25 protein-coding genes are annotated in these 26469 nt (G+C 69.6%); 15 read left to right on the top strand and 10 right to left on the bottom strand.

Annotated elements, in window-relative coordinates; genetic code table 11:
• The first annotated feature begins 90 nt into the window (after positions 1 to 90).
• From DVK44_RS19625 to serC, 6 genes are all read left to right on the top strand, one after another.
• Positions 91 to 1818 (top strand): sensor histidine kinase, encoded by a 1728-nt coding sequence (locus tag DVK44_RS19625; RefSeq protein ID WP_114660822.1) that lies wholly within the window; start codon positions 91 to 93, stop codon positions 1816 to 1818.
• The gene (locus DVK44_RS19620; protein ID WP_114660821.1) at positions 1815 to 2246 is read left to right on the top strand and encodes a roadblock/LC7 domain-containing protein; all 432 of its coding nucleotides are present in this window, start codon (positions 1815 to 1817) and stop codon (positions 2244 to 2246) included. Before DVK44_RS19625 ends, DVK44_RS19620 begins: the two co-directional genes overlap by 4 nt.
• Positions 2243 to 2629 carry a DUF742 domain-containing protein gene (locus DVK44_RS19615; RefSeq protein WP_114660820.1) on the top strand — a complete coding sequence of 129 codons (387 nt, stop codon included), beginning with the start codon at positions 2243 to 2245 and terminating at the stop codon, positions 2627 to 2629. The genes DVK44_RS19620 and DVK44_RS19615 overlap by 4 nt, the downstream gene beginning before the upstream one ends.
• Positions 2610 to 3269 (top strand): GTP-binding protein, encoded by a 660-nt coding sequence (locus tag DVK44_RS19610; protein ID WP_408055335.1) that lies wholly within the window; start codon positions 2610 to 2612, stop codon positions 3267 to 3269. The genes DVK44_RS19615 and DVK44_RS19610 overlap by 20 nt, the downstream gene beginning before the upstream one ends.
• A gap of 38 nt (positions 3270 to 3307) precedes the next feature.
• On the top strand, positions 3308 to 4621 hold the full coding sequence (locus DVK44_RS19605; protein ID WP_408055405.1) for a cytochrome P450: 1314 nt from the start codon (positions 3308 to 3310) through the stop codon (positions 4619 to 4621).
• A 171-nt stretch (positions 4622 to 4792) separates the two neighbouring features.
• Complete coding sequence (gene serC, locus DVK44_RS19600) at positions 4793 to 5911, top strand: phosphoserine transaminase (protein WP_114660819.1); 1119 nt, start codon at positions 4793 to 4795, stop codon at positions 5909 to 5911.
• A 125-nt stretch (positions 5912 to 6036) separates the two neighbouring features.
• On the opposite strand, the gene DVK44_RS19595 is transcribed toward serC, so the two are convergent.
• Positions 6037 to 6921, bottom strand: coding sequence for an ABC transporter permease (locus DVK44_RS19595; protein ID WP_114660818.1), 885 nt, complete (start codon positions 6919 to 6921; stop codon positions 6037 to 6039).
• Positions 6918 to 7955 carry an ATP-binding cassette domain-containing protein gene (locus tag DVK44_RS19590; RefSeq protein ID WP_228447266.1) on the bottom strand — a complete coding sequence of 346 codons (1038 nt, stop codon included), beginning with the start codon at positions 7953 to 7955 and terminating at the stop codon, positions 6918 to 6920. The genes DVK44_RS19595 and DVK44_RS19590 overlap by 4 nt, the downstream gene beginning before the upstream one ends.
• Before the next feature lie 119 nt (positions 7956 to 8074).
• Between DVK44_RS19590 and DVK44_RS19585 the strand changes: the two genes are divergently transcribed.
• Positions 8075 to 8830 carry a TetR/AcrR family transcriptional regulator gene (locus DVK44_RS19585; protein WP_114660816.1) on the top strand — a complete coding sequence of 252 codons (756 nt, stop codon included), beginning with the start codon at positions 8075 to 8077 and terminating at the stop codon, positions 8828 to 8830.
• A 93-nt stretch (positions 8831 to 8923) separates the two neighbouring features.
• Here DVK44_RS19585 and DVK44_RS19580 read toward each other — a convergent pair whose 3' ends face one another.
• A complete protein-coding gene (locus tag DVK44_RS19580) occupies positions 8924 to 9985 on the bottom strand; it encodes a YncE family protein (protein WP_114660815.1) in 1062 nt (353 codons plus the stop codon).
• Between the two features lie 147 nt (positions 9986 to 10132).
• Between DVK44_RS19580 and DVK44_RS19575 the strand changes: the two genes are divergently transcribed.
• Together DVK44_RS19575 and DVK44_RS19570 are read left to right on the top strand one after the other, a co-directional pair.
• Positions 10133 to 10879, top strand: a complete 747-nt coding sequence (locus DVK44_RS19575; protein ID WP_114660814.1) for a GDSL-type esterase/lipase family protein — start codon at positions 10133 to 10135, stop codon at positions 10877 to 10879.
• A gap of 20 nt (positions 10880 to 10899) precedes the next feature.
• Complete coding sequence (locus DVK44_RS19570; protein WP_228447265.1) at positions 10900 to 11469, top strand: MarR family winged helix-turn-helix transcriptional regulator; 570 nt, start codon at positions 10900 to 10902, stop codon at positions 11467 to 11469.
• A 1035-nt stretch (positions 11470 to 12504) separates the two neighbouring features.
• Here DVK44_RS19570 and DVK44_RS19565 read toward each other — a convergent pair.
• The gene (locus tag DVK44_RS19565) at positions 12505 to 13092 is read right to left on the bottom strand and encodes a MarR family winged helix-turn-helix transcriptional regulator (protein ID WP_114660812.1); all 588 of its coding nucleotides are present in this window, start codon (positions 13090 to 13092) and stop codon (positions 12505 to 12507) included.
• Between the two features lie 85 nt (positions 13093 to 13177).
• On the opposite strand from DVK44_RS19565, the gene pip reads away from it, so the two are divergent.
• From pip to DVK44_RS19550, 3 genes are all read left to right on the top strand, one after another.
• Positions 13178 to 14293 (top strand): prolyl aminopeptidase, encoded by a 1116-nt coding sequence (gene pip, locus DVK44_RS19560; RefSeq protein ID WP_114660811.1) that lies wholly within the window; start codon positions 13178 to 13180, stop codon positions 14291 to 14293.
• 64 nt (positions 14294 to 14357) lie between these two features.
• Positions 14358 to 15353 (top strand): aldo/keto reductase, encoded by a 996-nt coding sequence (locus tag DVK44_RS19555; protein WP_114660810.1) that lies wholly within the window; start codon positions 14358 to 14360, stop codon positions 15351 to 15353.
• 301 nt (positions 15354 to 15654) lie between these two features.
• Positions 15655 to 16251, top strand: a complete 597-nt coding sequence (locus DVK44_RS19550; protein ID WP_114660809.1) for a Uma2 family endonuclease — start codon at positions 15655 to 15657, stop codon at positions 16249 to 16251.
• 65 nt (positions 16252 to 16316) lie between these two features.
• Here DVK44_RS19550 and DVK44_RS19545 read toward each other — a convergent pair whose 3' ends face one another.
• Together DVK44_RS19545 and DVK44_RS19535 are read right to left on the bottom strand one after the other, a co-directional pair.
• The gene (locus DVK44_RS19545; protein ID WP_114665286.1) at positions 16317 to 17591 is read right to left on the bottom strand and encodes an MFS transporter; all 1275 of its coding nucleotides are present in this window, start codon (positions 17589 to 17591) and stop codon (positions 16317 to 16319) included.
• A gap of 284 nt (positions 17592 to 17875) precedes the next feature.
• Entirely contained in the window at positions 17876 to 18322 is a 447-nt protein-coding gene (locus DVK44_RS19535; RefSeq protein ID WP_114660808.1) for a MarR family winged helix-turn-helix transcriptional regulator, read from the bottom strand.
• Positions 18323 to 18520: 198 nt separating this feature from the next.
• Here DVK44_RS19535 and DVK44_RS19530 point away from each other — a divergent pair, with 198 nt between their 5' ends.
• Complete coding sequence (locus DVK44_RS19530) at positions 18521 to 18703, top strand: ribbon-helix-helix protein, CopG family (protein ID WP_114660807.1); 183 nt, start codon at positions 18521 to 18523, stop codon at positions 18701 to 18703.
• Between the two features lie 31 nt (positions 18704 to 18734).
• Here the strand turns inward: DVK44_RS19530 and DVK44_RS19525 are convergent, their stop codons facing one another.
• Positions 18735 to 20189 carry an NCS2 family permease gene (locus tag DVK44_RS19525; RefSeq protein ID WP_114660806.1) on the bottom strand — a complete coding sequence of 485 codons (1455 nt, stop codon included), beginning with the start codon at positions 20187 to 20189 and terminating at the stop codon, positions 18735 to 18737.
• A gap of 248 nt (positions 20190 to 20437) precedes the next feature.
• Here DVK44_RS19525 and DVK44_RS19520 point away from each other — a divergent pair, with 248 nt between their 5' ends.
• Positions 20438 to 20779 (top strand): DUF2530 domain-containing protein, encoded by a 342-nt coding sequence (locus tag DVK44_RS19520; protein WP_114660805.1) that lies wholly within the window; start codon positions 20438 to 20440, stop codon positions 20777 to 20779.
• Positions 20780 to 20909: 130 nt separating this feature from the next.
• Complete coding sequence (locus tag DVK44_RS19515; protein WP_114660804.1) at positions 20910 to 23417, top strand: HAD-IC family P-type ATPase; 2508 nt, start codon at positions 20910 to 20912, stop codon at positions 23415 to 23417.
• A 125-nt stretch (positions 23418 to 23542) separates the two neighbouring features.
• Here the strand turns inward: DVK44_RS19515 and DVK44_RS19510 are convergent, their stop codons facing one another.
• The 3 genes from DVK44_RS19510 to DVK44_RS19500 form a co-directional block, all read right to left on the bottom strand.
• Positions 23543 to 24418, bottom strand: coding sequence for a DUF5707 domain-containing protein (locus tag DVK44_RS19510; RefSeq protein ID WP_114660803.1), 876 nt, complete (start codon positions 24416 to 24418; stop codon positions 23543 to 23545).
• Between the two features lie 252 nt (positions 24419 to 24670).
• Positions 24671 to 25471, bottom strand: coding sequence for a calcium-binding protein (locus DVK44_RS19505; protein ID WP_114660802.1), 801 nt, complete (start codon positions 25469 to 25471; stop codon positions 24671 to 24673).
• 182 nt (positions 25472 to 25653) lie between these two features.
• Positions 25654 to 26439, bottom strand: a complete 786-nt coding sequence (locus DVK44_RS19500; RefSeq protein WP_331461610.1) for a calcium-binding protein — start codon at positions 26437 to 26439, stop codon at positions 25654 to 25656.
• Positions 26440 to 26469: the final 30 nt, after the last annotated feature.

Genomic DNA, 26469 nt, shown 5'->3' with positions numbered 1-26469 from the left:
CCGAGTCCGTCCGTGCGCCCGTTTGAACATCCCCTGAACACCCCGCTGCTCCCGCCGTCCCGTCCCGTCCCCGTCAACGAGGTAGCCGATTTGCGCCCCTCACTCCGGTCGACCGCACCGGCCCTGCTGATCTCGGCGGCCGTCAGTGGCCTCCTGTGCGTCTGGGCGGTCTCCGCCGCGCCCTCCTCCGTACGGACCCCGCTCGGCTGGGGAGGGGGCGTGACCGCTCTGGCGCTGACCGCCGCCGTCACCGCCGCCGCCCATTTCCGTGAGCTGAACCGGCAGTCGCGCGAGCGCGGCGCCGCCCTCACCGCCCGCGCCGATCAGCTCGCCGCCAAGGCCCGCAGGGCCGAGGAGGACGTACGGCGCACGGTCGCCGAGGCCCGGCTCGCCGCCGAGGAGTCGGCCCGCAGCGAGGCGCACCGCGCGGCGACCGTCTCCGCCTGCGCCAACGCCGCGGGCCGGATGCAGGCCATCGCCACCGGCGTGCTCGCGGACCTGCGCGCCATGGAGCACCGGCACACCAACGAGGACGTACTCGCCGATCTGCTCCACCTCGACCACCGCGCCGCCCAGGCGGGCCGCCTCGCGGACTCCATCGCCGTACTGACCGGGGCACGCTCGGGCCGGCGCTGGGCGAGGCCCATCGTCATGGAGTCCATCCTGCGCGGCGCGCTGGGCCGGATCAGCGGCTACCAGCGGGTACGGCTGCACTCGACGAGCCAGGTGGCCGTCGCGGGGCACGCGGCCGAGGGTGTCATGCACGCCCTCGCCGAACTCCTCGACAACGCGGCGAACTTCTCGCCGCCGACCGCCGAGGTCCATGTGTACGTGGAGGAGGTCCCGGCCGGGGTCGTCATCACGGTCGAGGACAGCGGGCTGGTGATGAGCGATCTCCAGCTGCGCCGCGCGGAACGCGCCGTCACGACGGACGCGTCCGACCTCAGCGGACTGTCCGGCACCCGGCTCGGGCTCGCGGTGGTCGGCCGGCTGGCGCTCAAGCACGGGCTGACGATCTCGTTCCGGCCGTCGGCACGGGGCGGTACGGGCGCGCTGATGCTGCTGCCGCAGGAACTGATCACGGAGGTACGGCCGGGATCCCCGGCGCCGGAGGTCCCCCGGCCGCCCGCGGCGCCCCTGCCGGTACGGACGCGGCCGGCCGTACCGGCCATCGCGTCGGCCACGGCGTCGGTCGCCGCGCGGACCGCGGCACCGGCTCCCGTCGTGTCGACCACCGCGTCGACCGCCGAGCCGAAGGCGAAGCCGGCCCCCAAGACCGCGCGCCGTACGGGACGACGCAAAGCACCCGCCGCCACCGCCACGTCCGGCGTCAAGGACGCCACCGACACCGGCACCGGCCCTGACACCGGCACCCCGGACACGAGCGGCGAGGCCCCCGCCGCCGAAGCCGCCGAAGCGAAGGCCGCCGAGGCACCCGTGGCTGCCGAAACCGCCGACGCGGAGGCCCCCGTAGAACTGGGCGAAAGCGGACTCCCCAAGCGCCGCCGCGGCCGTACCCTCGCCGCCGCCCTCCTGCGCTCCGGCGAGGGCAAGAACCGCGGCCGTACCGCCGCGGACGCCTCCGCCGCCAAGGCCCCGCCCGCCACTCCCGACGCGCAGGCGGCCCGGTTCAGCAACTTCCGCAAGTCCGTCAGAACCGCCCCCACTTCGACAACCACTTCAACCACCACCTCGTCCACCGCCACCGCCCCGGCCACCGACACCGCCCCCGAGCCCGAGTCCGAGCCCGTCGCCACCCCCACCCCCACATCACCGCAACCGGCCCCTGCCACACCCCCGGAGGGCGATCCCCGATGACCGGCACCACCACCGACGACAAGCTCAACTGGCTGCTGGAGAATCTGCTTCAGCGCACCAGCGGGGCCCGCCACGCGCTCGTCCTGTCCCGGGACGGCCTCAAGCTGTGCCGCACCCCCGAACTCAGCGTCGACCAGGCCGACCAGCTCGCCGCCATCGCGGCCGGCATACAGAGCCTGTCGCACGGCGCGTCCGTCGAGTTCGGCAACGGACAGGGCGGCGTACGGTCCGCCATGACGGAGTTCTACGGCGGACTGCTGCTGATCGTGGAGGCCGGGGACGGGGCGCATCTCGCGGTCCTCGCGACCGAGGACGCCGATGTCGGCCTGGTGGGGCACAACATGAGCGAACTCGTCGAGCAGTTGGGAGAGCATCTCAGCGCACCGCCACGCACCCTCGCGCAAGGCAACAGCGGCGTGCGGGTATGAGCGGCGCGGGCCGGAGCCGGCCCGGCGGAAGCCGGCCGGGCCGGGACGAGTCGCCCGACCGGCTGTACACCCTCACCGGGGGCCGCAGCCACTCGGACACGGACACGTTCGACCTGGTGACGCTGGTGGTCGCGGAGAGCGATCCGGCCCCCGGCATGCAGTCGGAGCACGTCGCGATCCTGCGGATGTGCCAGAGCCCGGTGGCAGTGGTGGAGATCGCCGCCGAACTCGGCCTGCCCGGCAGCATCGTACGGATCATGCTCGCCGATCTGCTGGACACCGGCCGGATCAGCGCCCGCCATCCCCGAACGGCCAAGGCGGACGACCGCCTTCCCGATCCCGACATCCTGGAGCAGGTGCTCGTTGGACTCCGCAACCTTTGACCGGCCCACCGGCCCGGACCGGCCCTCGGGCTCGTACGGGAGCCGGCCGTCGCTGGCCAGTACCGCAGACAACGGCCTGAAGATCGTCATCGTCGGCGGCTTCGGGGTCGGCAAGACGACCATGGTCCGTTCCGTCAGCGAGATCCGTCCCCTCAGCACCGAGGAGACGATGACCCGCGCGGGCGAGGGCATCGACGAACTGGACGGGCTGGAGGGGCTCGACCGGAAGTACTCGACGACCGTCGCCTTCGACTTCGGCCGGATCTCCCTCGACACGCGCTCGGTGCTCTATCTCTTCGGCGCGCCCGGACAGGAGCGCTTCTGGTTCCTCTGGGACCGGCTCTTCTCCGGCACACTCGGCGCGGTCGTCCTCGTGGACACCCGGCGGCTCTCCGACTCCTGGTACGCGATCGACCGCCTTGAGCACCACAACACGCCCTTCATCGTGGCCTGCAACGACTTCGGCGGGCCCCTGCACACGGAGGAGCAGATCCGGGAGGCGCTCGATCTGGGCCCGGACGTGCCCATGGTGGAGTGCGACGCGCGGGACCGCTCGTCCAGCAAGTACGTACTGATCACGCTGGTCGAGCATCTGCACGCGCTGTCGAAGGAGCGGAAAGCGGTGGAGACGACCTCGTGACCACTTCAGCCACACCGGCGGCGGGCTGCCCGGTCAGCATGGGAAGCGACACCGAAGCGAAGTCGGAAGCCACGACTACCGAAGCAAGAGCGGAAGCCACCACCGGCACACCCCCCGGAGCCGCGACGATCTCCGGCGCCGTACCGCTCAACGACCCCCGCTTCCAGACCGACCCCGTCGAGCTGTACCGGGAGCTGCGCCGCGACCACGGGGCCGTCGCCCCCATCCTGCTCGACGGCGACATCCCCGCCTGGCTGGTCATCGGCTACCGCGAACTGCACCAGGTCACCGGCGACCCGGCGCTCTACAGCCGCGACTCCGTGCTGTGGAACCAGTGGGACAACGTCCCCGACGACTGGCCGCTCCTGCCGATGATCGGCCGGGGCGAGACCTCCATCATCCACACCACCAACGGACAGCACCGCGAGCGCGCCGCGATGATCAGTGACGCTCTGGAGGCGGTCGACCCGTTCACCCTCCGGCAGCACGCCGAGCGGCTCGCCGACGAGCTGATCGACAGCTTCTGCGCCGACGGCCGTACGGACATCATCGGCCGGTACACGATGCTCCTCCCCGTCCGGGTGCTGGCCCGGCTGCTCGGTTTCACCGACGAGCAGGGTCCCGGTCTGGTGACCGCGCTCAACGAGATGCTCGACGGAGGCGAGGACGCCCTCACCGGGCACGGGCACCTCGTCGAGGCGGCGACGGCGCTGCTCACCGAGAAGGCCGACGGACCCGGCGCGGACGTGGTCTCCCGGATGCTGGCCAACCGGGGCGACTTCACGGTCGAGGAGATCACCAAGGACCTGCTGATGATCATGGTCGCGGGCCATCAGCCGACCGCCGACTGGATCGGCAACACGCTCCGGCTGATGCTGACCGACGACCGGTTCGCCGCGTCGCTGTCCGGCGGGCGGCACAGCGTCGGCGAGGCGATGACCGAGGTGCTCTGGGAGGACACGCCCACCCAGAACGTCCCGGGCCGCTGGGCCACCCGCGACACCAACCTCGGCAACCGCCGGATCCGCGCCGGTGACCTGCTGATCCTCGGGGTGGCCGCCGCCAACTTCGACCCGCAGATCCGTACGGACAGCTCCGTCCTCACCGGCGGCAACACCGCCTTCTTCTCCTTCGGCCACGGCGAGCACCGCTGTCCGTTCCCCGCCCAGGAGATCGCCGAGGTCATCGCCCGGACGGGGATCGAGGTGCTGCTCGACCGGCTCCCGGACATCGACCTCGCCGTCCCGGGGGAGGCGCTCGCGCAGCGCCCGTCGCCGTGGCTGCGCGGTCTGACCAGCCTGCCGGTGATCTTCTCCCCCGCCCCCGCACTCTCCCCCGCACGCCGCCCCTGAGCCGGGGGTCCACGATCCGGCCGCCCACGATCCGGTACGTACCGTATGCACCCACGCACATACGGTACGTACCGGATCACCCCGAATCGGACATCTCGAATCGGACACCCGACGTCTCACCGGACGGACACCGATTTCAGCGGTGCGCCGGAAGGGACTACGCTCCGGCCCGTGGCCGATATCCAGATTCCCGCTGACATCAAGCCCGCCGACGGCCGTTTCGGCGCAGGTCCCTCCAAGGTACGGACGGAGGCGGTGGACGCGCTGGCCGCGACCGGTACGTCTCTTCTCGGCACGTCCCACCGACAGGCCCCGGTCAAGAACCTGGTCGGCTCGGTGCGCGACGGTGTGCGGAGCCTCTTCGACCTCCCCGAGGGGTACGAGGTGATCCTGGGCAACGGCGGCTCCACCGCCTTCTGGGACATCGCGACGCACGGTCTGATCGAGAACAAGTCGCAGCACCTCTCGTTCGGTGAGTTCTCCTCGAAGTTCGCCAAGGCCGCGAAGCTCGCGCCGTGGCTGGCCGAGCCGAGCGTCATCTCCGCCGACCCGGGCTCGCACCCGGACCCGGTGGCGGAAGCGGGCGTCGACGTCTACGCCCTGACCCACAACGAGACCTCCACCGGTGTCGCGGCGCCCGTCAAGCGGGTCGCCGGCGCCGACGAGGGCGCGCTCGTGCTGGTCGACGCGACGTCCGGCGCCGGTGGTCTGCCGGTCGACATCGCCGAGACGGATGTCTACTACTTCGCCCCCCAGAAGTCCTTCGCCGCCGACGGCGGTCTGTGGATCGGCCTCTTCTCCCCGGCCGCGCTGGAGCGGGCCGCCCGCGTGCACGGCTCCGGGCGCCATGTGCCCGAGTTCTTCTCGCTGCCGACGGCGATCGACAACTCGGTGAAGAACCAGACGTACAACACCCCGGCGCTGGCCACGCTCTTCCTGCTCAATGAGCAGCTGAACTGGTTCAACTCCCAGGGCGGCCTGGACTTCGCCACCGGCCGCACCGCCGCCTCCGCCCGCAACCTGTACGGCTGGGCCGAGGCGTCCAAGTACGCCACCCCCTTCGTGGTCGACCCGACGAAGCGCTCGCAGGTCATCGGCACGATCGACTTCGCGGACGAGATCGACGCGGCGGCCGTCGCCAAGGTCCTGCGCGCCAACGGCATCGTCGACACCGAGCCCTACCGCAAGCTGGGCCGCAACCAGCTGCGCGTGGCGATGTTCCCGGCGATCGACCCGGCGGACGTCGAGGCACTGACCTCGTGCATCGACTACGTCATCGAGCACCTCTGACCGAGCAACACCCCTTCGACGGCCCCCGGCACCGCGCCGGGGGCCGTCGTGCTGTCGCAGGCCCCAGCGACCAGCGACCGGCTACCGGCTACCGGCTACCGGCTACCGGCTACCGGCACTATCGGCTACCGGCTCAGCCGCTGGAATCTCCGTACCGCCAGCGGCAGAAGCACCGCCGTCAGCAGCGCCGGCCAGGCGATCGACAGCAGCAGCGCATGCTCCTCCGGCCATGTCCCCCCGCCGGCCACCGGATTGCCGAACAGCTCCCGGGTCGCGGTGACCGTGGCCGAGACCGGATTCCAGGCGGCCACCACGCCCAGCCAGCTCGGCATCAGCGAGGGCGCCACAAAGACGCTGGAGATCATCGTCATCGGAAAGACCGCCGCGTAGAGACCGCCGGCCTGCTCAGGGCCGGGTATCAGCAGCCCCAGCAGCACACCCAGCCATATCAGCGAGAAGCGCAGCAGCATCAGCAGTCCGAAGGCCGCCAGAGTCCTCAACGGCCCGCCGTTCGGGCTCCACCCGATCAGAAGCGCGGTCGCCACGAGGATCAGCAGCTCCGCGCAAGCCGTTATCAGATCCCCGACTCCCCGGCCCGTGACCACCGCCGAGGGCGCCATCGGCATCGATCTGAACCGGTCGATGACTCCTCTGGCACTGTCGGTGGCGACGGCTGCCGCCGTGGTCGTAAAGCCGGACGCCACCGTCATGGCGAACATCCCCGGCATCAGGAACTCCCGGTAGTCACCTCCGCCCGGCACCTTCATCGCGCTGCCGAAGACATACCCGTACAGCAGGACGGAGATGATCGGGAAGCCCAACTGCCAGACAATGGCCAGGGGCTGGCGCTGATAGTGCGTGAGCACTCTCCGCAGAACGTTCCAGCCGTCCGCCACCGCCCAGTACGCCCGGCCACGGCTGCCCCCAACGCCCTCAGGGCCTCCGCTACCTCCACCACCTCCGATCTTGTTGCCGCTGTCGACCGCAGCGCTTCCCAGAGCGGCGCTCATGCGGCACCCCTCTCTTCCGAACGCTGTCCGGTCAGTCGCAGGAACACGTCATCCAGGCTCGGTCTGCGCAGCCCGATGTCCTCCACCGCCACCCCCTGGTCCTGAAGTGTCCGCGCCACCTCCGTCAGTGCGGCCACCCGGTCGCTGACCGGCGCGTGCACCCGCCGCTCCCCTTCGTCCGTCTCCACCCGGCCCCCGCCACGGCCACCGTCACCGCCGGCGGCGACCCGTGCCAGCGCGCCGACCGCCGCGGGAAGGTCCGAGGCGGCGGCGACCACGACCTCGATCCGGTCTCCCCCCACCGCGTCCTTCAGCTCCGCCGGAGTGTCGTCCGCTATCGCCCGCCCCCGGTCGACCACGGTGATACGCGAGGCGAGCTTGTCCGCCTCGTCCAGATACTGCGTGGTGAGCAGCACCGTCGTACCGTCCGCGACCAGAGCCCGCACGGCGTCCCAGACCTCCCCGCGCCCGCGCGGGTCGAGGCCCGTCGTCGGCTCGTCGAGAAAGAGGACGCGCGGGGCGAGAATGATCGAAGCGGCCAGATCGAGCCGCCGCCGCATCCCTCCGCTGTACGTACCGACCCCCTGGTCGCCGGCGTCCACCAGATCGAACCGCGCCAGCAGCTCCCCGGCACGCGACGCCGCCCGCTTCCCGCCGAGGTGGAAGAGCCGGCCGAACATCTCCAGGTTCTGCCGGCCGGTGAGGCCCTCGTCCACCGCCGCGTACTGCCCGACGAAGCCGATCCGGCTCCGGACAGCGCGCGGATCACGCGCCACATCGACGCCCGCGACCTCCGCCCGCCCGCCGTCGAACCGCAGCAGCGTCGCCAGCACCCGCACCGCGGTGGTCTTGCCCGCGCCATTGGGCCCGAGCAGCCCATGAATGGTCCCTGCGCGCACGGCCAGATCCAGCCCGTCGAGCGCGCGCTTCTCCGCTCGGCTCCCTTCCTCCCCGCGTCCCCCCTTCTCCCCGTACGTCTTCTTCTGCCTGTACGTCTTCCGAACCGCTTCCGCCCGCACGGCGTACTCGTTCACAGCACTCAGTCCCCTCCGAACCACCGGCCGACCGAACCACCGATCAACCGAACTGAGTACACTGTACCCACATCAGGGTACGCCGTACTCATTTTTCTTCGGGCGATTATCCTGGGGCCATGACGTCGACCGAAACGACCGGCAGTGGCAACGTCGAACGCACCCTCGAACTCCTCTGGGGGACCGGAGAGCGACCGAGCCGCGGCCCGAAACCGGGGCTCACCCTCGGCAGGATCGTCACAGCCGCCGTCGCACTCGCCGACGCCGAAGGGCTGGAGGCGGTCTCCATGCGCCGGCTCTCCACCGAGCTGGGCACCGGCACGATGTCGCTCTACCGCTATGTCCCGGGCAAGGCGGAGCTGCTGGACCTGATGCTGAATCACGTCCGGGGCGAGACGGACAGCACCCCACGCGACCCCGACGCGGGCTGGCGCACCACCGTCGAAGAGATGGCGCGCGCCATGCTCACGCTGTACCGGCGCCACCCATGGCTGCTCTCCGTCAACCAGGCCCGGCCCGTCCTCGGCCCCAACGCGATGGGCGGGATGGAGGAAATGCTGTCCGGCATCAAGGGCATGGGGCTGAGCGATCCGGAGCTGATATCGGTACGGATCATGGTGGAGGGGTACGTCAGCGGCGCCGCCCGCACCCATGTCCACGCCGTCGAGGTGGAGCGGAAGTCAGGGATGACCGACCGCGAGTTCTGGCAGGTTCAGGAACCGTATCTGACGAAGGCTATGAACAGCGGGGTGTATCCGGTCATGGCCTCGCTCTCCGAGGATGCCTTCGGCCCGGAGTTCGACCACTTCGAGTTCGGGCTCCAGCGGCTGCTCGACGGTCTGGAAGTACTGGTCGCACGGCGTACGGAGGGATGAGGACCGCGACTCACGCGACTCCGACGACTCACTCGACTCCCCCCTCCCCGGCACTTTCGCTCTCCCCGGTACCTTCCCTCTCCCCGCTTCCTCCTACCCCTTTCCCTTGCCGCGCAGGCGCCGGAAGCCGAAGAAGCCGAGGATCGCGAGCAGCACGACGCCGCCGAACGTGAGACCGCCCGCGCTCTTACCGGAATCGGTACTTGACCCGGCTTCCGCGCCGCCGCTCTTCTCGCTGCTCTTGCCACTCTCGCCGCTCTCATCGCCTTTACCTCCCTTGCCGCCCTTGCCGCCGCCGTCGATCTCGACGCGTACCACCCCGCTCCGCGCGCCTTCCGTACCGAACATCAGGGCTTTGCCGTCCGCCGTGTACGTCACCGACTCGGCCTGGCGCTGGAACGGCACGCCGACCGGGCGGTGGGGGCCGAGCCTGCCGTTCTTCCACTCGTACGAGCGGGCGCTGAAGTACGAGCGGAACGTCAGCTCCGTACCGTCCGGGGAGAAGGCGCCGTCCGTCACCCAGGGCACCTCGCCGATACGCCGGAAGGTGTTCGTACCGGACGGGTCCAGCCGCGCGGGACCTTCGTACAGTCCGCCGCCGCCCTGGTTCTTCGACGCGATGTAGACGCGCCCGGTGGTGGGATGGACCATCATCGACTCGGCGTCGCGCGGGCCGTCCTCGTACTCCACCGTGAACTGCGTCGGGCGGACGGTGGCGTCCTTGAGCTGCTTGGGCTCGGGGAAGCGGTAGATCCAGACGTGGTCCCAGGAGCCATTGAGGTTGTCGCCGATGTCTCCGACGTACAGATTCCCGTCGGGCCCGAGGGAGATGGCCTCGGCGTCCCGAATCTCACCGATGCCCGCGAGGGTGATGGTCGCGACGGTCTCGCCGGTCCTGGAGTCGACGGCGTAGATGTACGGCGGGTGTGCGCTGTCGTTGTGCGTCCAGTAGACACCCGGATGGATACGGCTCGCGGCCAAACCACTCGATTCGGTGATACGCGGGTCCTTGATGGTGAAGTCCCGATCGGGTGAACCTCCGTCGGCCGTCGCCACCGTCGGCAGCACGACGGTCAGTACGGCGACAAGAGCGGCGATGACGGACACCGCGCCGGAGAGACGACGCAGGCCGGAACGGTACGGAAGCGCATGCATCCGCCAAGCCTGCCACTTGGGCGAGGGCGACGGCGGCGGAAGAGCGCGGGAGAAGCCCGAGCGGCGCCTGGGCGGAGGCCGGGAAGCCTGTACGGGCAAGCCGCGAGCCCGATCCTGGCGCGAAAGACCGTCGGCAAGGATGGCCGGATGCGATTCATGTGCGTGGGTGACTCCATGACGATCGGCAGCGCCGGTGACTTCACCTGGCGCTACCGCCTGTGGCAACACCTGGACGCCACCTTCGACGGCCCGTTCCGCCTCGTCGGCCCCCGGGAGACGCTGTACGACCCGGCGGCGGACGCGCCGGTCTCGTACGCGTACGCCGCCCCGGACTTCCCGCCCGACGCGCGCCGTCATCTGGCCGGCTGGGGCGAGGGCTGGCAGCACATGGCGCCGCTGGCCGAGGAGGCGGTGGGGGCGGCGCGGGCGGATGTGCTGCTCGTGTCGCTCGGCCTGATCGACCTCGGCTTCTACACGGACAGCGCGGGGACGGCGCGGAACGTCCGCGCGTTCATCGACGCGGCGCGCGCCGCCAACGCGCGGGTGCGCGCCGTACTCCTGCCCGTCATCCCGAACATCCGGGCCGAGTCCGACCCCGCCTTCGCGGCCGAGGTCCACCGCTTCAACGGCCTGCTCGGGGAGGTGGTGGCCGACCTCGACCACCCGGACTCCCCCCTCCTGCTGGCCGCGCGCCCGCCCACGTACGACATCCACCACGACACGTACGATGGCACCCATCCGGGCCCCACCGGCGAACACAAACTCGCCGCCGCCTTCGCCGGCGCCCTGCACCACGCCTGGTCGCTGGGCGGCCCGTACGTCATCCGGCATGAGGGGCGGCAGACGGAGCACCCCTCGCTAGGCTCGACAACATGGTTGACGACAAGAAGGTAAATCGAGTTGTCGAGTTAACGATGACCGAGCCCGGAACCGAGGAGGCGGCGGACAGTGCGGAGGTTGCGGGCAGCGGCGCGGCTGCGGGCAGCACCGAGCAGGACGTGCCGGGCTACGAGCTGCCACTGCTGCTCTTCGCGGGGTTCCGCTCCCTCATCGACCAACTCCACGCCGAACTGGCCCTCCAGGGCCACCCGGACATACGCCCGGCCTATGGCTTCGCCATACAAGCCATAGGCCGCGAGGGCGTTACGGCGGTGACGATCGGCCGCCGCCTGGGCATCTCCAAGCAGGCCGCCGGCAAGACCGTCGACCGCCTGGAGGCACTGGGATACGCGGAGCGCGCGGAAGACCCCAAGGACGCCCGCCGCAAACTGGTACGCCTCACCCCACGCGGCTACGACGCCCTGGCCCGCTCGGCCGCGATCTTCGACCAGCTACGCGCCACCTGGGCCTGGCGAATAGGCCCACCCCGCCTACAAGCCCTGGAATCCGACCTCCGCACCCTAATTACGGACACAGGCCCCGGCCCCGGCCCCCACACCCTGGGCGCCACACTGGACGCCACGGGCTGGCCGAGCAAGAACTGAGCCGAGGGACGGCGCCTGCCACCGGGGGTTAGTTGGGGCCCAAAAGGCCCGCTGCACTACCACGCGGCTCGGCCCCGACTCAGTCAGTACCAAGAGGCAGACCGGGGTGTACGGGGGCGAGGTGCTTGGCGCTGGGCCGCCCCTCCTCCCTTCAGTGTCGCGCCTCCGGGGGAGGAGTAAAGGGCGCTCCTACGTCGCGTCGGCTGCGCCGACTCCGCTGCGCTCCGCCCTTGACACCTCCCCCGGAGTCGCAAGTGCGGATGAGGGGGGGGCGGCCGGGGGGAGGGGGCCCAAGGGTGGCGCCACACTGCCACTCGGCTCAGGGTCCGGCGGCCCGGTGGGCCCTGTGGGGCTGCGCGGCAGAGGAATGGGGCTGTCCGGCTGGTCTCAGCGGCTGACGGTCCGCTGTTTGCTGAGACACAAGCCCCGCTGGTCACCGTTGTGTGGGTCGCGGGGTTACTGGGACGCGGGTGACACCAAGTGGGCCTCTGGAGGCCGTCCATGCGTCCAGGAGGGCCGCTAACGCACCTGAGGACACATGTGCCGCCCGAAGAGACCCCCAACAGGCCACCAAACCACCCCATAAGGGGCGAATCGGCGTGAGGGCGGCCCGCAGACCCGGCCGGACAGAAGGACCCGTCCGCCTTCCGGGCACCACAGCGCAACGGTGCCCAGCGGGGCTTGAGTCGCAACCCACAACGGACGGTTGGCCGCTAAGCCGGGGCCGAGTCACCCCACTCCTCTGCTGCGCAGCCCCGCAGGGCCCACCCGCCCGCCAGCCCCTGAACCGAGTGGCAGAACAGCGGACCCCCCGGGCCCCCTCCCCCCGGCCGCCCCCCCTCTCCCGTACACGCGCCGGAAGGGGAGGTGTCAAGGGTGAAGCGAAGCGCAATCGGCGCAGCCGACGCGACGAAGGAGCGCCCTTTACACCTCCCCTGGAGGCGCGACACTGGCAAAAGGAGGGGCGGCCCACCCCGCACCAAGCACCCAGCACCCAGCACCTCACCACCGGCCCACCCCGGTTACCTCTCGGTACTAACCCGCACCCGGCCCATCTCCCCCAACTCCCCCACCCGCCCCGCCATTCAGCGAGCCGGTCTGCGCCTGGGATGCGATGCGGTTGCGCATTGGGTGGCGGTCCAGGGCTTCCAGGGTTTCGCTGATGAGGCGGCTCAAGGGGTAGGGGAGTTCCGCCTCCAGGGCCGTGGCCGCCGCTGTGGTCGCGGCCCATTCGGCGTTCAGTGCCGGGAGCAGCGCCTCGGCCTTGGGTGTGAGTTCGACCAGGCGTCGGCGCGCGTCCTCGCCCGGGGTCAGGGTCACCAGGCCGTCCTTGGCCATCTGGGCGACCGTCTGGCTCGCGGCCGAGTGCGTCACCCCCGTCGCCGCCGCCAGTTCGCGGATGGAGCGCGGGCCCCCCGCCACGGCCAGTGTCCGCGCGACCGGGGTGTAGCGCGGACGGAAGCCCTCCATCCCCAGGTCCGTATAGACAGCCGCGACACCGGCTTCCAGCCGGTCCAGGAGAAGGCGCAGCCGGGTCCCGAGCAGTTCGGGGCCCGGCCCGCCCGGTTCCACAACCGGCGGCTTCGCCGCCGTTTTCGCCAGCTCTGGGGAGTCGGATGCCATAGAGCCAACCTAACAGCGCTGTTATATCTGTAGGGTCGAACCCTCTCCCCCAATCCACCACCACATCCCACAGAGGTCCCCCGCCATGACCACAGCTGACCCCGACGACCCCGACCCCCTCTACCCGCCCCTCGACCCCCACGACCAAGGTCTCCTCGACGTCGGCGACGGCAACCTCGTCCACTGGGAGGTCTGCGGCAACCCGCACGGCAAACCCGCGCTCGTCGTCCACGGCGGTCCCGGGTCGGGCTGCACCCCGTACGCCCGGCGCTACTTCGACCCCTACCGCTACCGCACCGTCCTCTTCGACCAGCGCAACTGCGGCCGCAGCACCCCGCACGCGGGCGATCCCGCGTACGGCCCACAGAATCAATGGCACCAGCCGCACCAGGCCGACATGCGCCACAACACCACCGACCACCTCATCGCCGACATGGAGCGGCTGCGCGAGCACCTCGGGGTCGACCGCTGGCTCCTGTACGGCGGTTCCTGGGGTTCCACCCTCCTCCTCGCCTACGCCGAACGGCACCCCGAGCGCGTCTCCGAGATCGTCATCTCCTCCGTCACCACCACCCGCCGCTCCGAGATCGAGTGGCTGTACGGAGGCGCGGGGGCGGTCTTCCCCGCCGAGTGGCACCGGTTCCGTACCGGCGCCGGCCTTCCGGCGGACGACCCCAGGACCGGCTGGTCGGGGCCGGCCGCCGACCGTACCGCCGTGGTCCAGGAGACCCTGCGCGCGTACGCCCGGCTCGTCGAGAGCCCGGACCCCGACGTCCGCGCGCGGGCCACGACCGACTGGGTGACCTGGGAGGACGCCGTCCTGTCCCAGGAGCCGAACGGCTCACCCACCACCTACGCCGACCGTCCCCCGGCCGCCCAGCGGGCCCTGGTCCGTATCTGCGCCCACTACTTCTCCCAGGGCGCCTGGCTGGAAGAAGGCGCCCTGCTGCGCGACGCGGGACGGCTGGCGGGCATCCCCGGTGTGCTCATCCACGGCCGTCACGACCTCGGCGGCCCGCTCGGCACCGCCTGGGAACTGGCGCGCGCCTGGCCCGACGCGCGCCTGATCGTCGTTCAGGACGCGGGCCACAAGGGCAGCCGTACGGTACGACGCGAGATCCGCGCCGCGCTCGACACGTACGCGCATACCGACGCGCACACGTATGCGGACCTGCCCGACCCCGCCCGCCCCCAAGCATGACAACCCGCCACAAGGCCCACCCGCTCTTGCCTTGAGTACGCTCCAACGAGTTGGCTGTGGACCCATGAAGTACACGCAGCTCGGACGCACCGGACTCAAGGTCAGCCGACTCGTCCTCGGGACGATGAACTTCGGCCCCCTCACCACTGAGGCCGACAGCCACACGATCATGGACGCCGCTCTCGACGCGGGCATCAATTTCTTCGACACCGCGAACGTCTACGGCTGGGGCGAAAACAAGGGCCGTACGGAGGAAATCCTCGGCACCTGGTTCGCCAAGGGCGGCGACCGCCGCGACAAGGTCGTCCTCGCCACCAAGGTCTACGGTGACATGGCCGGCGACGGCGATCCCTGGCCCAACCACGACAAGCTCTCGGCGCTGAACATCCGCCGCGCGGTGGACGCCAGCCTCAAGCGGCTCCAGACCGACTACATCGACCTCTACCAGTTCCACCACATCGACCGCGCCACCCCGGTCGAGGAGATCTGGCAGGCCATCGACACCCTGATCCAGCAGGGCAAGATCCTCTACGCGGGCTCCTCCAACTTCCCCGGCTGGAAGATCGCCCAGACCAACGAGACCGCCCGCCGCCTCGGCTCGTACGGCCTGGTCAGCGAGCAGTGCCTCTACAACCTCGTCGAGCGCCGCGCCGAGATGGAGGTAATCCCGGCCGCGCAGGAGTACGGCCTCGGTGTCATCCCCTGGTCGCCGCTGGGCGGTGGGCTGCTGGGCGGCGCGATCCGCAAGGAGCGCGAGGGCGGCGCGGCCCGTACCGGCCAGGGCCGCTCCGAGAGCGGGCTCGCCAATACGGCGGTCCGGGCGCAGATCCAGTCGTACGAGGACCTGCTCGACAAGCACGGCATCGACCCGGGCGAGGCCGCCCTCGCCTGGCTGCTGACCCGGCCCGGGGTGACGGGCCCGATCGTCGGCCCGCGCACGGCGGAGCAGCTGGAGTCGGCCCTGCGGGCGGTCGAGCTGGAGCTGTCGGAGGAGGTCCTGTCCGCGCTGGACGAGATCTTCCCGGGCCCGGGACCGTCGCCGGAGGCGTTCGCCTGGTAGGACGAGCACACGCGCGCACGCGGGCACGCTCGGCGCGCCGCCGCCGCCGCTGTCGGCAGGCGGCGGCGCGCCGTTCCGTCCGCTAGCCGACCGCGGCCGCCACGGCGATGATCGCGAACATCAGCACAAGCACGCCCGCCATGATGCGGTTCCGGGTTTTGGGGTCCACAGGTCGAGGTTAACCGCCGGGGCTGACAGCCCTACCACCCGGGCTGTCGTTCGGGGCGTAACCCGTTTGCCGTGCTTATCGTTGTACTGCGCGGCTGCTGTAGTCCGTACGGTGGCGGGGAGGAGCGCCAAGATGACCGTCGTCGAGATCGACAGGATCGCCATGGCCGAGGAGAGCGACAGCGGGCTGACTCTGGACAAGCTGTTCAAAGCGCTCGAAGAGATGCCCGTCCCCGAGGGAATCAAGGTCGAGATTGTCGAGGGGAACATCTTCATGTCGCCACAACGGGACACCCACTGGGAAATCACCCGCCGTATCGTCCGAGCCCTGGAAGACAGGTTCGGCATGGACGTGAAGGTGAAATCGGACATGCGCTTCGATTTCCCCGGGCATCTGAACGGGTTCTGCCCCGATGTCGTCAAACTGGCCGCCGACTCCAGAAGGGATGCGAACGGCCGGTGGAGTGTCGGCGACGTGGATTTCATCGCCGAGGTGATCTCAAGGAGCACCGCCGCCAATGACTACGGCCCGAAGAAAGCAACCTACGCGGCGGCCAGGATTCCGGTCTATCTCATCGTCGATCCGTATACGGGCAGGTGCCGTGTGCACACAGACCCGAAGGCCGGTGGATACGCCAACGAGTACCCTGTCGACTTCGGCACGGATGTAGACCTCACCAAGACCATCGTGGACCTGGTCTTGAAGACCGACAAGTTCCCCCGCGACTGACCGTCCCGGCCTGACGAGGCCCCGACCGGAAAGCCGGAAGTTTCCGGTCGGGGGCCGCACCTCGCTCACGCCGCCGGCGCCAGCTCCCGTTCCCGTCTCCGCTGTGCTTCCGTCGGTACGAACGCCATGTGCGGGCGTCCGCCGCGCAGGCCCACCTTCAGTCGTACGCCCGCGACCCGCGTCAGGATCACGCCGATCGCCGCCGCCGCGAGGAGTGAGACCACGCCGCCCGTGGCGAAGCCGACGCGGACGCCGTAGGTGTCGGTGACCCAGCCGAGGAGCGGGGCGCCTATGGGGGTACCGCCGACGAAGACCATCATGTAGAGGCTCATCACCCGGCCGCGCATCTCCGGTTCGGACGCCATCTGGACGCTCGTATTGGCGCTGACGTTGACCGTCAGGCCGATCATGCCGATGGGCACGAGCAGCAGCGAGAAGAACCAGACGGACGGCGAGACCGCCGCCAGCATCTCCAGCAGACCGAAGCCGACCGCCGCCAGGAGGAGCATTCCCGTACGGCTGGAGCGGCGGCGGGCGGAGAGCAGGGCGCCCGCGAGGGAGCCCGCCGCCATGAGGATGTTGAAGACGGCGTACATCCCGGCGCCACCGTGGAAGATCTCGTGCGCGAAGGCCGTCAGCCAGATCGGGAAGTTGAAGCCGAAGGTGCCGACGAATCCGACGAGGACGATCGGCCAGATCAGCTCGGGACGGCCGCGCACATAGCGCAGCCCCTCTCTGAGCTGGCCCTTTCCGCGCGGTACGGGGACGGATCTCTGGAGCTCGTGCGAGCGCATCAGCAGGAGCCCGAGGAGGGGCGCGATGAAGGACAGGCCGTTCATCATGAAGGCCCAGCCGCTGCCGACCGTGGTGATGAGCACACCGGCCACCGCCGGGCCGATCAGCCGGGCGGACTGGAAGTTGGCCGAGTTGAGACTGACCGCGTTACGGAGCTGATCGGGTCCGACCATTTCGGATACGAAGGACTGCCGGGTCGGGTTGTCGACGACCGTGACCATGCCGACCATGAAGGCGATCAGATAGACGTGCCAGACCTGGACCTGCCCCGAAAGGGTCAGCACGGCCATGGCGAGCCCGCACAGGGCCATCGCGGCCTGGGTGCAGATCAGCAGCTGCCGCTTGGGGTAGCGGTCGGCGATGACGCCGCCGTACAGGCCGAAGAGCAGCATCGGCAGGAACTGGAGGGCCGTGGTGATACCTACGGCCGCCGAGGAGCCGGTGAGGCTCAGGACAAGCCAGTCCTGGGTGATGCGGGACATCCAGGTACCGATGTTGGAGACGACGGCACCCGTCGCGAACAAGCGGTAGTTGCGGATCTTCAGCGACGAGAAGGTTCCGCCGTTTCCCGCGCCGGCGGTCTTGCGGCCGGCGGCGGCTTCACAGTCACCCTCCTGCGTGGAGCCGTCGGGCGCGGAGCTGTCGGGCGTGGAGCCGTCGCGGGTGGAGCTGTCGTGGGTGGCGCCGTCTTGAGTGCAGCCGTCTTGGGTGGCGCTGTCCTGCGTTGTGCTGTCGTGCGTCGTGCTGTCGTGGGTGGATTTCGGTGCGGGGGCGGAGTCTGCTCCGGATCCCGTACTCAATGGGGGTTCGCCTCCTCATGGCGCGCGGATTACAGGTGGGCGAGCTTCTCCAGCACGGGGGCGGCAGCGCGCAGCTTCGCCCACTCGTCCTCGTCCAGGCCCTCAGCGAGGGACGCCAGCCAGACGTTGCGCTTGCGGCGGCTCTCTTCGAGCATCGCCTCGGCCTGTTCGGTCTGGCTGACCACCTTCTGCCGACGGTCGTCGGGGTGCGGCTCCAGCCTGACGAGACCCTTCGCTTCGAGCAGCGCCACGATGCGGGTCATCGACGGCGGCTGCACATGCTCCTTGCGGGCCAGCTCCCCCGGGGTGGCGGAGCCACAGCGGGCGAGGGTGCCCAGCACCGACATCTCGGTGGGGCTCAGCGACTCGTCGACACGTTGGTGCTTCAGGCGCCGGCCCAGCCGCATGACGGCGGAGCGGAGAGCGTTCACGGCGGCGTCGTTCTCATTCTCGTCACCGTGGTACAGGTCAGGCATGTTCGTTAGTTTAACTCATTACCCATGCTAAATACCACCGGTATGACGGCGGCGTTACGGGCGCACAGGCGCACCGGGGCGCGCATGCCGGGGCACCGCCGGTTCATCACTCGCCCATCACTCGCCCATCACTCGTACGAGTGAGAATGGAGCGGAAAGTGACACGAAGGGCCGCATCGGCAGCCGAACCTGTTCCCCATGGGATCGACAGTGCTCAGCCTGCGGATAGACGGTGAGCTGCTCGACCGGCTCCGGCAGCATGCCGCGAAACGCGGAATGAGCGTCCAGGACTATGTGGCCCAGACGCTCATGCGCAACGACTTCGACGAACGCTTCAAGACGGCCGTCGACGAGACGGAGAAGTTCTACGGGGTGACGTAGCCGGAGACGGTGACGTAGACGCCCCCGTGGCTCACGTCAGGCCCAGCGCCGGCATCGCGTAGTAGAAGACGAAGACCGCCGACACGATGTACATCACCACCGGCACCTCGCGGCCCCGCCCGGTCGCCAGGCGCAGCACGCTGAAGGCGATGAAGCCGATGCCGATGCCGTTGGTGATCGAGTAGGTGAACGGCATCATCACCATGGCCAGGAAGGCCGGTACGGCGATGGTGAAGTCGCTCCAGTCGATGTCCCGTACGGACCCGGCGAGGATCAGGAAGCCGACCGCCACCAGCGCGGGCGTCGCCGCCTGGGACGGGACCATCGTGGCGAGCGGGGTGAGGAACAGCGCGGCGGCGAAGAGGGTGCCGGTCACGATCGAGGCCAGCCCGGTCCGGGCGCCCTCACCGACCCCGGCCGTGGACTCGACGTAACAGGTGTTCGCCGAGGCGGAGCCGACGCCCCCGGCGGCGACGGCGATGCCGTCGGCGAAGAGGACCTTGTTGATCCCCGGGAGGTTCCCGTTCTTGTCCATCAGCTTGGCCTCGTCACCGACGCCGAGGACCGTGCCCATGGCGTCGAAGAAGCAGGACAGCAGCAGGGTGAAGACGAAGAGGATGCCGGTGAGGACACCGACCTTCTCGAAGCCGCCGAAGAGGCTGAAGTGCCAGAACAGCCCGAAGTCGGGGGTGGAGACCGGGTTGCCGGGCCACTGCGGCGCCGTCAGGCCCCAGCTCGGCACCTTCACGAGCGCGTCGATGATCATCGCCAGCGCGGTCATCGCGACGATCGAGATCAGGATCGCGCCCCGGACCTTGCGGATGATCAGGGTGATCGTGAGCAGCACCCCGAGCGCGAAGATCAGCACCGGCCAGCCGTGCAGATGACCGTTGCCGCCGAGCTGGAGCGGCACGGTGGTCTGGGCGACGTCCGGGATACGGGAGACAAAGCCGGAGTCGACCAGGCCGATCAGCATGATGAAGAGGCCGATCCCGATCGCGATGCCCTTGCGCAGCCCCTGCGGTACGGCGTTCATCACGCGCTCCCGCAGCCCGGTCGCGACCAGCAGCATCACCACGAACCCGGCGAGGACGACCATGCCCATCGCGTCGGGCCAGCTCATCCGGGGAGCGAGCTGGAGGGCGACGATCGTGTTGACGCCGAGGCCGGCGGCGAGGGCGATCGGCATGTTGCCGATGACGCCCATCAGCAGCGTCGAGAACGCGGCGGTCAGCACGGTCGCGGTGACCAGCTGCCCGTTGTCCAGCTGGTGCCCGTACATGTCCTTCGCGCTCCCGAGAATGATCGGGTTGAGCACGATGATGTACGCCATCGCGAAGAAGGTGGCGAAGCCACCGCGTACCTCACGGCCGACCGTGGAGCCGCGCTCCGAGATCTTGAAGAAGCGGTCGAGCCCGCCGGACGGCTCTCCGGGAGCCGGTGGCTGGGCATCGGAAGCGACCGGAGCGGTGGCCGAGGAAGGCATGGGGGACCTCAGTCGTCATACGAGAAGGAGCGGGGGGAGGGACGGGCGGGAGAGACGGGTAAGTCGACTTTGAACGTTCAGATGAACGAAAACAGTCAGCCAGCAAACAGTTTCAGTATGAATACATCAGTATGAATACGGAGGACCAAGATCGCTATCTCCGCGCGTAGACCCTTGTGCCACTTGGCCTGTTCTGAGTTATCCACACCCCCGGCCCCCGCGCGCCGCCCCCGCATAGACTGACCACCATGAGCGGCTTTCTGACGGGAAACCCCCGGCATCCGGCGCCCGAACCCCTGGAGGGGCCGGTCGTCGGCACCATCACGGCGGGCACGATCATCTGGTTCGCGCTCTTCCTCCTCCAGCTCCCCTTCTACGGGTGGTACAGCGACCACGGGCACACGGCGTGGATCTGGACCTGCCTCGCCGGGGCCGGGCTCGGCCTCATCGGCATCCGGTACGTACGGGGCCGGGACGCGGCGATCAAGCGCGCGGCGGCAGCGGCAGTAGCGGCGACGGCAGCGACAGACGAACCCGAAAGCGGAACGGAGAACGACGGCATACCCGGCGCTGACGGTCGGAAGTCCTGATCGCATCCTGACCAAAGACCTGTTCCGGCACCCGCGCAGTACTGCCAGCGGACGATCCTTCTCGTCCCGCAGTCGGATCTTCTGCCCGGCCGGCGGGTGAACCCGCCTCACCGGCCTTACCGTCATTACCATGACGCAGCGGGCAAAGATCGACACCGACGGCCCCGAGCCCCCCGGCCCCGAGCCGCACGGCCGTGGATCACATGGCCCGGCCACGCGCCAGGACGGCCCCGCCATCGACGCGGGCGCCGAACTCGACCCCGTACACCCCATGAAGCCACCCGAGCCGGCCGGCCGGCATACCGGGCTGACCTCGGCCGAGGTGGCGGAGCACATCGCGCGCGGGGAGGTCAACGACGTACCGGTCCGCAGCAGCCGGTCCGCCTCCGAGATCGTCCGCGCGAATGTCTTCACCCGGTTCAACGCGATCATCGGCGTGCTCTGGGTGATCATGTTCTTCGTCGCGCCGTTCCAGGACACCCTGTTCGGGTTCGTGATCATCGCGAACACCGGCATCGGCATCATCCAGGAGCTGCGCGCCAAGAAGACCCTCGACGGGCTCGCGGTCATCGGTGAGGCCAAGCCGACGGTACGGCGCGACGGGACCGCCGCCGAGATCTCCACCTCCGAGATCGTCCTCGGGGACCTGATCGAACTGGGCCCCGGTGACAAGGTCGTGGTCGACGGGGTGGTGGCCGAGGCCGACAGCCTGGAAATCGACGAGTCGCTGCTGACCGGCGAGGCCGACCCGGTGCTGAAGCGCCCCGGCGACCAGGTGATGTCCGGCAGCTTCGTCGTCGTCGGCGGTGGCGCGTTCCAGGCGACGAAGGTCGGACGGGACGCCTACGCCGCGCAGCTCGCCGAGGAGGCGTCCCGCTTCACGCTGGTCGACTCCGAGCTGCGCAACGGCATCAGCACCATCCTCAAGTACGTCACGTGGATGATGGTCCCGACCGCGCTCGGGCTCATCATCAGCCAGCTCGTCGTCAAGCAGAACGACTTCAAGAACTCGATCGCCAGGACCGTCGGCGGCATCGTCCCGATGATCCCCGAGGGCCTGGTGCTGCTCACCTCCGTGGCCTTCGCGATCGGGGTCATCCGGCTCGGCCGGATGAAGGTCCTCGTCCAGGAGCTGCCCGCCATCGAGGGACTGGCGCGCGTCAATGTCGTCTGTCTCGACAAGACGGGCACGCTCACCGAGGGCGGCATGGACGTCAGCGAGCTGCGCCCGCTGGGCGGCGCCGACGAGACGTACGTACGGCGGGTGCTCGGCGCGATCGGCGCGTCCGATCAGCGCCCGAACGCCAGCCTCCAGGCGATCATCGACGCCTATCGTGGCGACCGCGGGGAGTGGCCGGTGGCGTCGGCGCTGCCGTTCTCGTCCGTACGGAAGTACAGCGGCGCGGCGTTCACCGAGCCGGACGGCGAGTCGCGCTGGCTGCTCGGCGCGCCCGATGTGCTGCTGGCCGAGGGCGATCCGGCGCTTGAGGAGATCGACCACCTCAACCGGCAGGGTCTGCGGGTGCTGCTGCTGACCCGTACCACCGCCGCGCTCGACTCCCCGGACGCGGCGGCCGGGGCCGAGCCGGCCGCGCTCGTCGTCCTGGAGCAGCGGCTGCGGCCCGACGCGGCCGGGACGCTCGCGTACTTCGCCGAGCAGGATGTCGCCGCGAAGGTCATCTCCGGCGACAACGCGGTGTCGGTCGGCGCGGTGGCGGCCAAGCTGGGGCTGTCGGGCGCCGAGCACACGGTGGACGCGCGGCGGCTGCCCGAGGGCCGGGAGGAGATGGCCGGGGCGGTCGAGTCCGGATCGGTCTTCGGCCGGGTGACCCCGCAGCAGAAGCGCGACATGGTCGGCGCGCTCCAGTCGCGCGGGCACACGGTCGCGATGACCGGGGACGGTGTCAATGACGTCCTGGCGCTGAAGGACGCGGACATCGGCGTGTCGATGGGGTCGGGTTCGGAGGCGACGCGGGCGGTCGCCCAGATCGTGCTGCTGAACAACAGTTTCGCGACGCTGCCGTCCGTGGTGGCCGAGGGCCGGCGCGTGATCGGCAACATCACGCGGGTGGCGACGCTCTTCCTGACGAAGACGGTCTACTCGGTGCTGCTGGCGATCCTGGTGGCGTGTTTCCAGGTGGAGTACCCGTTCCTGCCGCGGCATCTGACGCTGCTGTCGACGCTGACGATCGGTATCCCGGCGTTCTTCCTGGCGCTCGCGCCGAACCGGGAGCGCGCGCAGCCGCACTTCGTGCGCCGGGTGATGCGGTACGCGATCCCCTCGGGTGTGATCGCGGGGAGCGCCACGTTCATCACGTACATGGTGGCGCGGAACTACTACGGCGGCACCGCCGAGACGCTGAGCGCGGAGACCAGCGCGGCGACGCTGACGCTGTTCCTGATCTCGATGTGGGTGCTGGCGATTGTGGCGCGGCCGTACACCTGGTGGCGGGTGGGGCTGGTGATCTCGATGGGGGCGGCGTTCCTGGTGGTGCTGGCGGTGCCGGCGCTTCAGCACTTCTTCGCGCTGAAGCTGGTGGGCACGGTGCTGCCGTGGACGGCCGTGGGTATCGCGGTCGTGGCGGCGGCGGCGCTGGAGTTCTGCTGGCGGCTGGTGGGGCGCAAGATCCCGGCGTAGGCGGGTCCCTGGGCCTCTGGGGCTCGGGCCTCCTGGGGCCGTACGCGCGAAGGGCCCGGCATCGCTGCCGGGCCCTTCGCGTGCGCGGCCGCCGCCGCGCTTCTGACGTCTTTTGCTGCGTACCGCTACTTCTTGATCTTGACCAGGGTGCCCGGGGCGTTGACGGCCGGGGTGGAGGCCGTACCCGCGAAGCTCCAGCGCCAGTAGCCCTCGGCGGTGGTCTTCTTCGTGGTGGTCTTGAGGGTGCCGGTGCTGGAGCCCTTGACCGTCTTGATGGTGGTGTAGGTCTTGCTGTTCTTCTTGCGGAACTGGAGCTTCACGGGCTGGCCCGCGTAGCCCGCGTACTTCTCGGTCTCCCAGTTGGCGCGGGACAGCTTGCCCGTGACGGTGAGGGTCTTGCCCTTCTTCACCGGCTTCGGGGTCGCGGCCACGGTCAGCTGGGAAGCCCGCTGCATGCGGATCTTGGCGGCGTCGTCCTTGCGGATGGACGCCTCGTCCTTGCCCAGCGCGTACGCGCCGACCTTCCAGAAGGTCGCGTCGGTGTTGATCAGCTGCTTCGGGTCCACGGTGACCGTGAGGGTGCAGGTCGAGGTGGTGGCGTTGGCCGCCTTGCAGCTGGCCTTCTCCTCGTTCTGCTCGAACCAGTAGACGTCGTCCGCGTTCTCGTCGTCGAGGTCGGAGCCGATCCACAGGATGGTGGCGGCGTCGGCGATGCCCGAGGACTGGGAAGCGGTGATCGCGATCGTCACCTTCTTCTTCGCCGAGATACCGGCGACGATCGGCTTGCCGCCGTTCACGACGACCTTTTTGATCACCGGCGCCTCAGCGGGGGCCTTCGCCTTGGCCGCGGCACCGAAGGTACCGGCGGAACCGCTCGCCCACGGCCCGGAGAGCGGGGCGGGGGTGCGGTCACCGGAGGGCGCGGCCTGGGCGGCCGGCGCGACGATGGCGGACAGGGCCAGGGCGCCGGAGACCGCGGCAACAGTGGCACGAATACGCATGTATTCCCCAAGTCGAGATGGGGCTCCGCGCCCGCGTCGTCCGCTAGGCGGTGCGCTGGCGGTGCCCGTCTGGTCTGCGGATCTGCTGATCCAACTGACCAGACCCGGGGAAGGGACAAATGGTTGTACGAAAATATGAATTAATTGTGAAACCCAACAGCCAAGGTCAGCGGCCGTCTTGGGGGGCGGGGCGAGCGAGGGGCGGTCCGGGGATTCGAGCCGTCGGCCCGAATCCCCGGACCGCCAACCCGCCTACTTCGTGATCTTGACCAGGGTGCCGGGCGCGCTGACGGCCGGGGTGGTTGCCGTACCGGCGAAGCTCCAGCGCCAGTAACCCTCGGCCGTCGTCTTCTTCGTGGTGGTCTTGAGGATGCCGGTGCTGGAGCCCTTGACCGTCTTGATGGTCGTGTAGGTCTTGCTGTCCTTCTTGCGGAACTGGAGCTTCACCGACTGGCCCGCGTACCCCGCGTACTTCTTCGTGTCCCAGTTGGCGCGGGACAGCTTGCCCGTGACGGTGAGGGTCTTGCCCTTCTTCACCGGCTTCGGGGTCGCGGCCACGGTCAGGCGGGACTGCCGCTGGAGCTTGGCGGTGGTGAACGCGTCCACCTCGACCACGGAGTCCCGGCCGACCTTGCCCCAGGCGCCGGCGAAGAGATTCCAGGTGCGCGCGTCCGTGTTCTTGAGCGCCTTGGGGTTGACCGGGCCCGAGAAGGTGCATGTCGCCGTGGTGGCGTTCAGCTCCTTGCAGCTGTCGGCCCCGAAGTGGTTGAGCAGGATCCTGATCTTCGGGTCCTCGACATGCTGGCCCGTCCAGAGGTACCCGAAGGTGTCCTTGACGCCGCTGGGGTGGCTCGCCGTGATGGAGACCGTCACCGTCTTCACCGCGGAGGTGCCGACCACGATCGGCTTGCCCCCGTTCACGGAGGCCGCGAGGATCTGGGGCGGCTCGTCGTCCAGGGCACCCGCGGTCCCCCGCGCCTGCGCGGTGGGCGCGGCGAGGGCGGACAGGGCCAGGGCGCCGGAGACAACGGCGACTGTCATACGCGTACGCATTCTGGTTACTTCCCCCCTGCTGGGTTCGGGTCCGATGACCCGTCTGAACAGACCCGGAAGACGGGGGAAAGGTTGTATGAAAAGTTACGTTCTTTGTCGGGATGCGTCGAGATCCATCTAGATCCGTCGAGATGGATCACAATTGATCAATTTGATCGACCTGTGATGATCGCGCTCCTGCCCTACTTCTTGATCTTGACCAGCGTCCCGGGCGTGTTGACCGCCGACGTCGTCTCCGTACCGGCGAAGCTCCAGCGCCAGTGGCCCTCGGTCCGCGCCGGAGTGGTGGTCTTGAGAGCGCCGGTGCCGGAGCCCTTGACCGTCTTGACGGTCATGTACTTCGCGCCGCCCTTCTTGCGGAACTGGAGCTTCACCGGCTGGCCGGCGTATCCCGCGTACTTCTTCGTGTCCCAGTTGGCGCGCGTCAGCTTGCCGGTGACCGTCAGGGGCGTGCCCTTCTTCACCGGCTTCGGGGGCGCGGAAACGGTCAGCTTGCCGAGCCGCTGGAGCTGGACCGCCGTCAGACACTGATCGCACTCGTTCCAGGTGTTCTTGTTGCTGACCACCCAGGCCCCGGCGGTCCACCGCGTGGCGTCCTCGTTCCGCAGGTTGCTGGGGTAGATCCCCAGGGGCAGTTCGCAGGTCGAGGTGGTGGCGCTCGCGCGGTAGCACGGGGCCTCCTCCTCGCTGGAGCCGATGATCTTGTAGCCCGGGCCCGTCTTCTTCGCCAGCCGGAGAGAGCCGATCATGCCCTGGATGCCCGAGGGGTGGGACGCCGTGACGGCGAGCATCGCGATCTTGTCCGTCTTCACCCCCACCACGATCGGCCGCCCCTCGTTGACCACGACCTTCTCGATCACGAGGGCCGGATCGGGGACATCGTCGGCGGCCACGGCGGGCACGGCGAGGGCGGACAGGGCCAGGGCGCCGGATGCGACGGCGACGGTGGCGATGGCGGTGGCACGCATGTGCATGTGTTCCCCCGGAAGGAATGGCCG

Origin of the sequence: Streptomyces paludis (assembly GCF_003344965.1) — a bacterium.
In the GTDB taxonomy this organism is placed as follows: domain Bacteria; phylum Actinomycetota; class Actinomycetes; order Streptomycetales; family Streptomycetaceae; genus Streptomyces; species Streptomyces paludis.
Note: the sequence above shows the minus strand (reverse complement) of the source record. Positions and strands in the feature narration are given on the sequence as shown.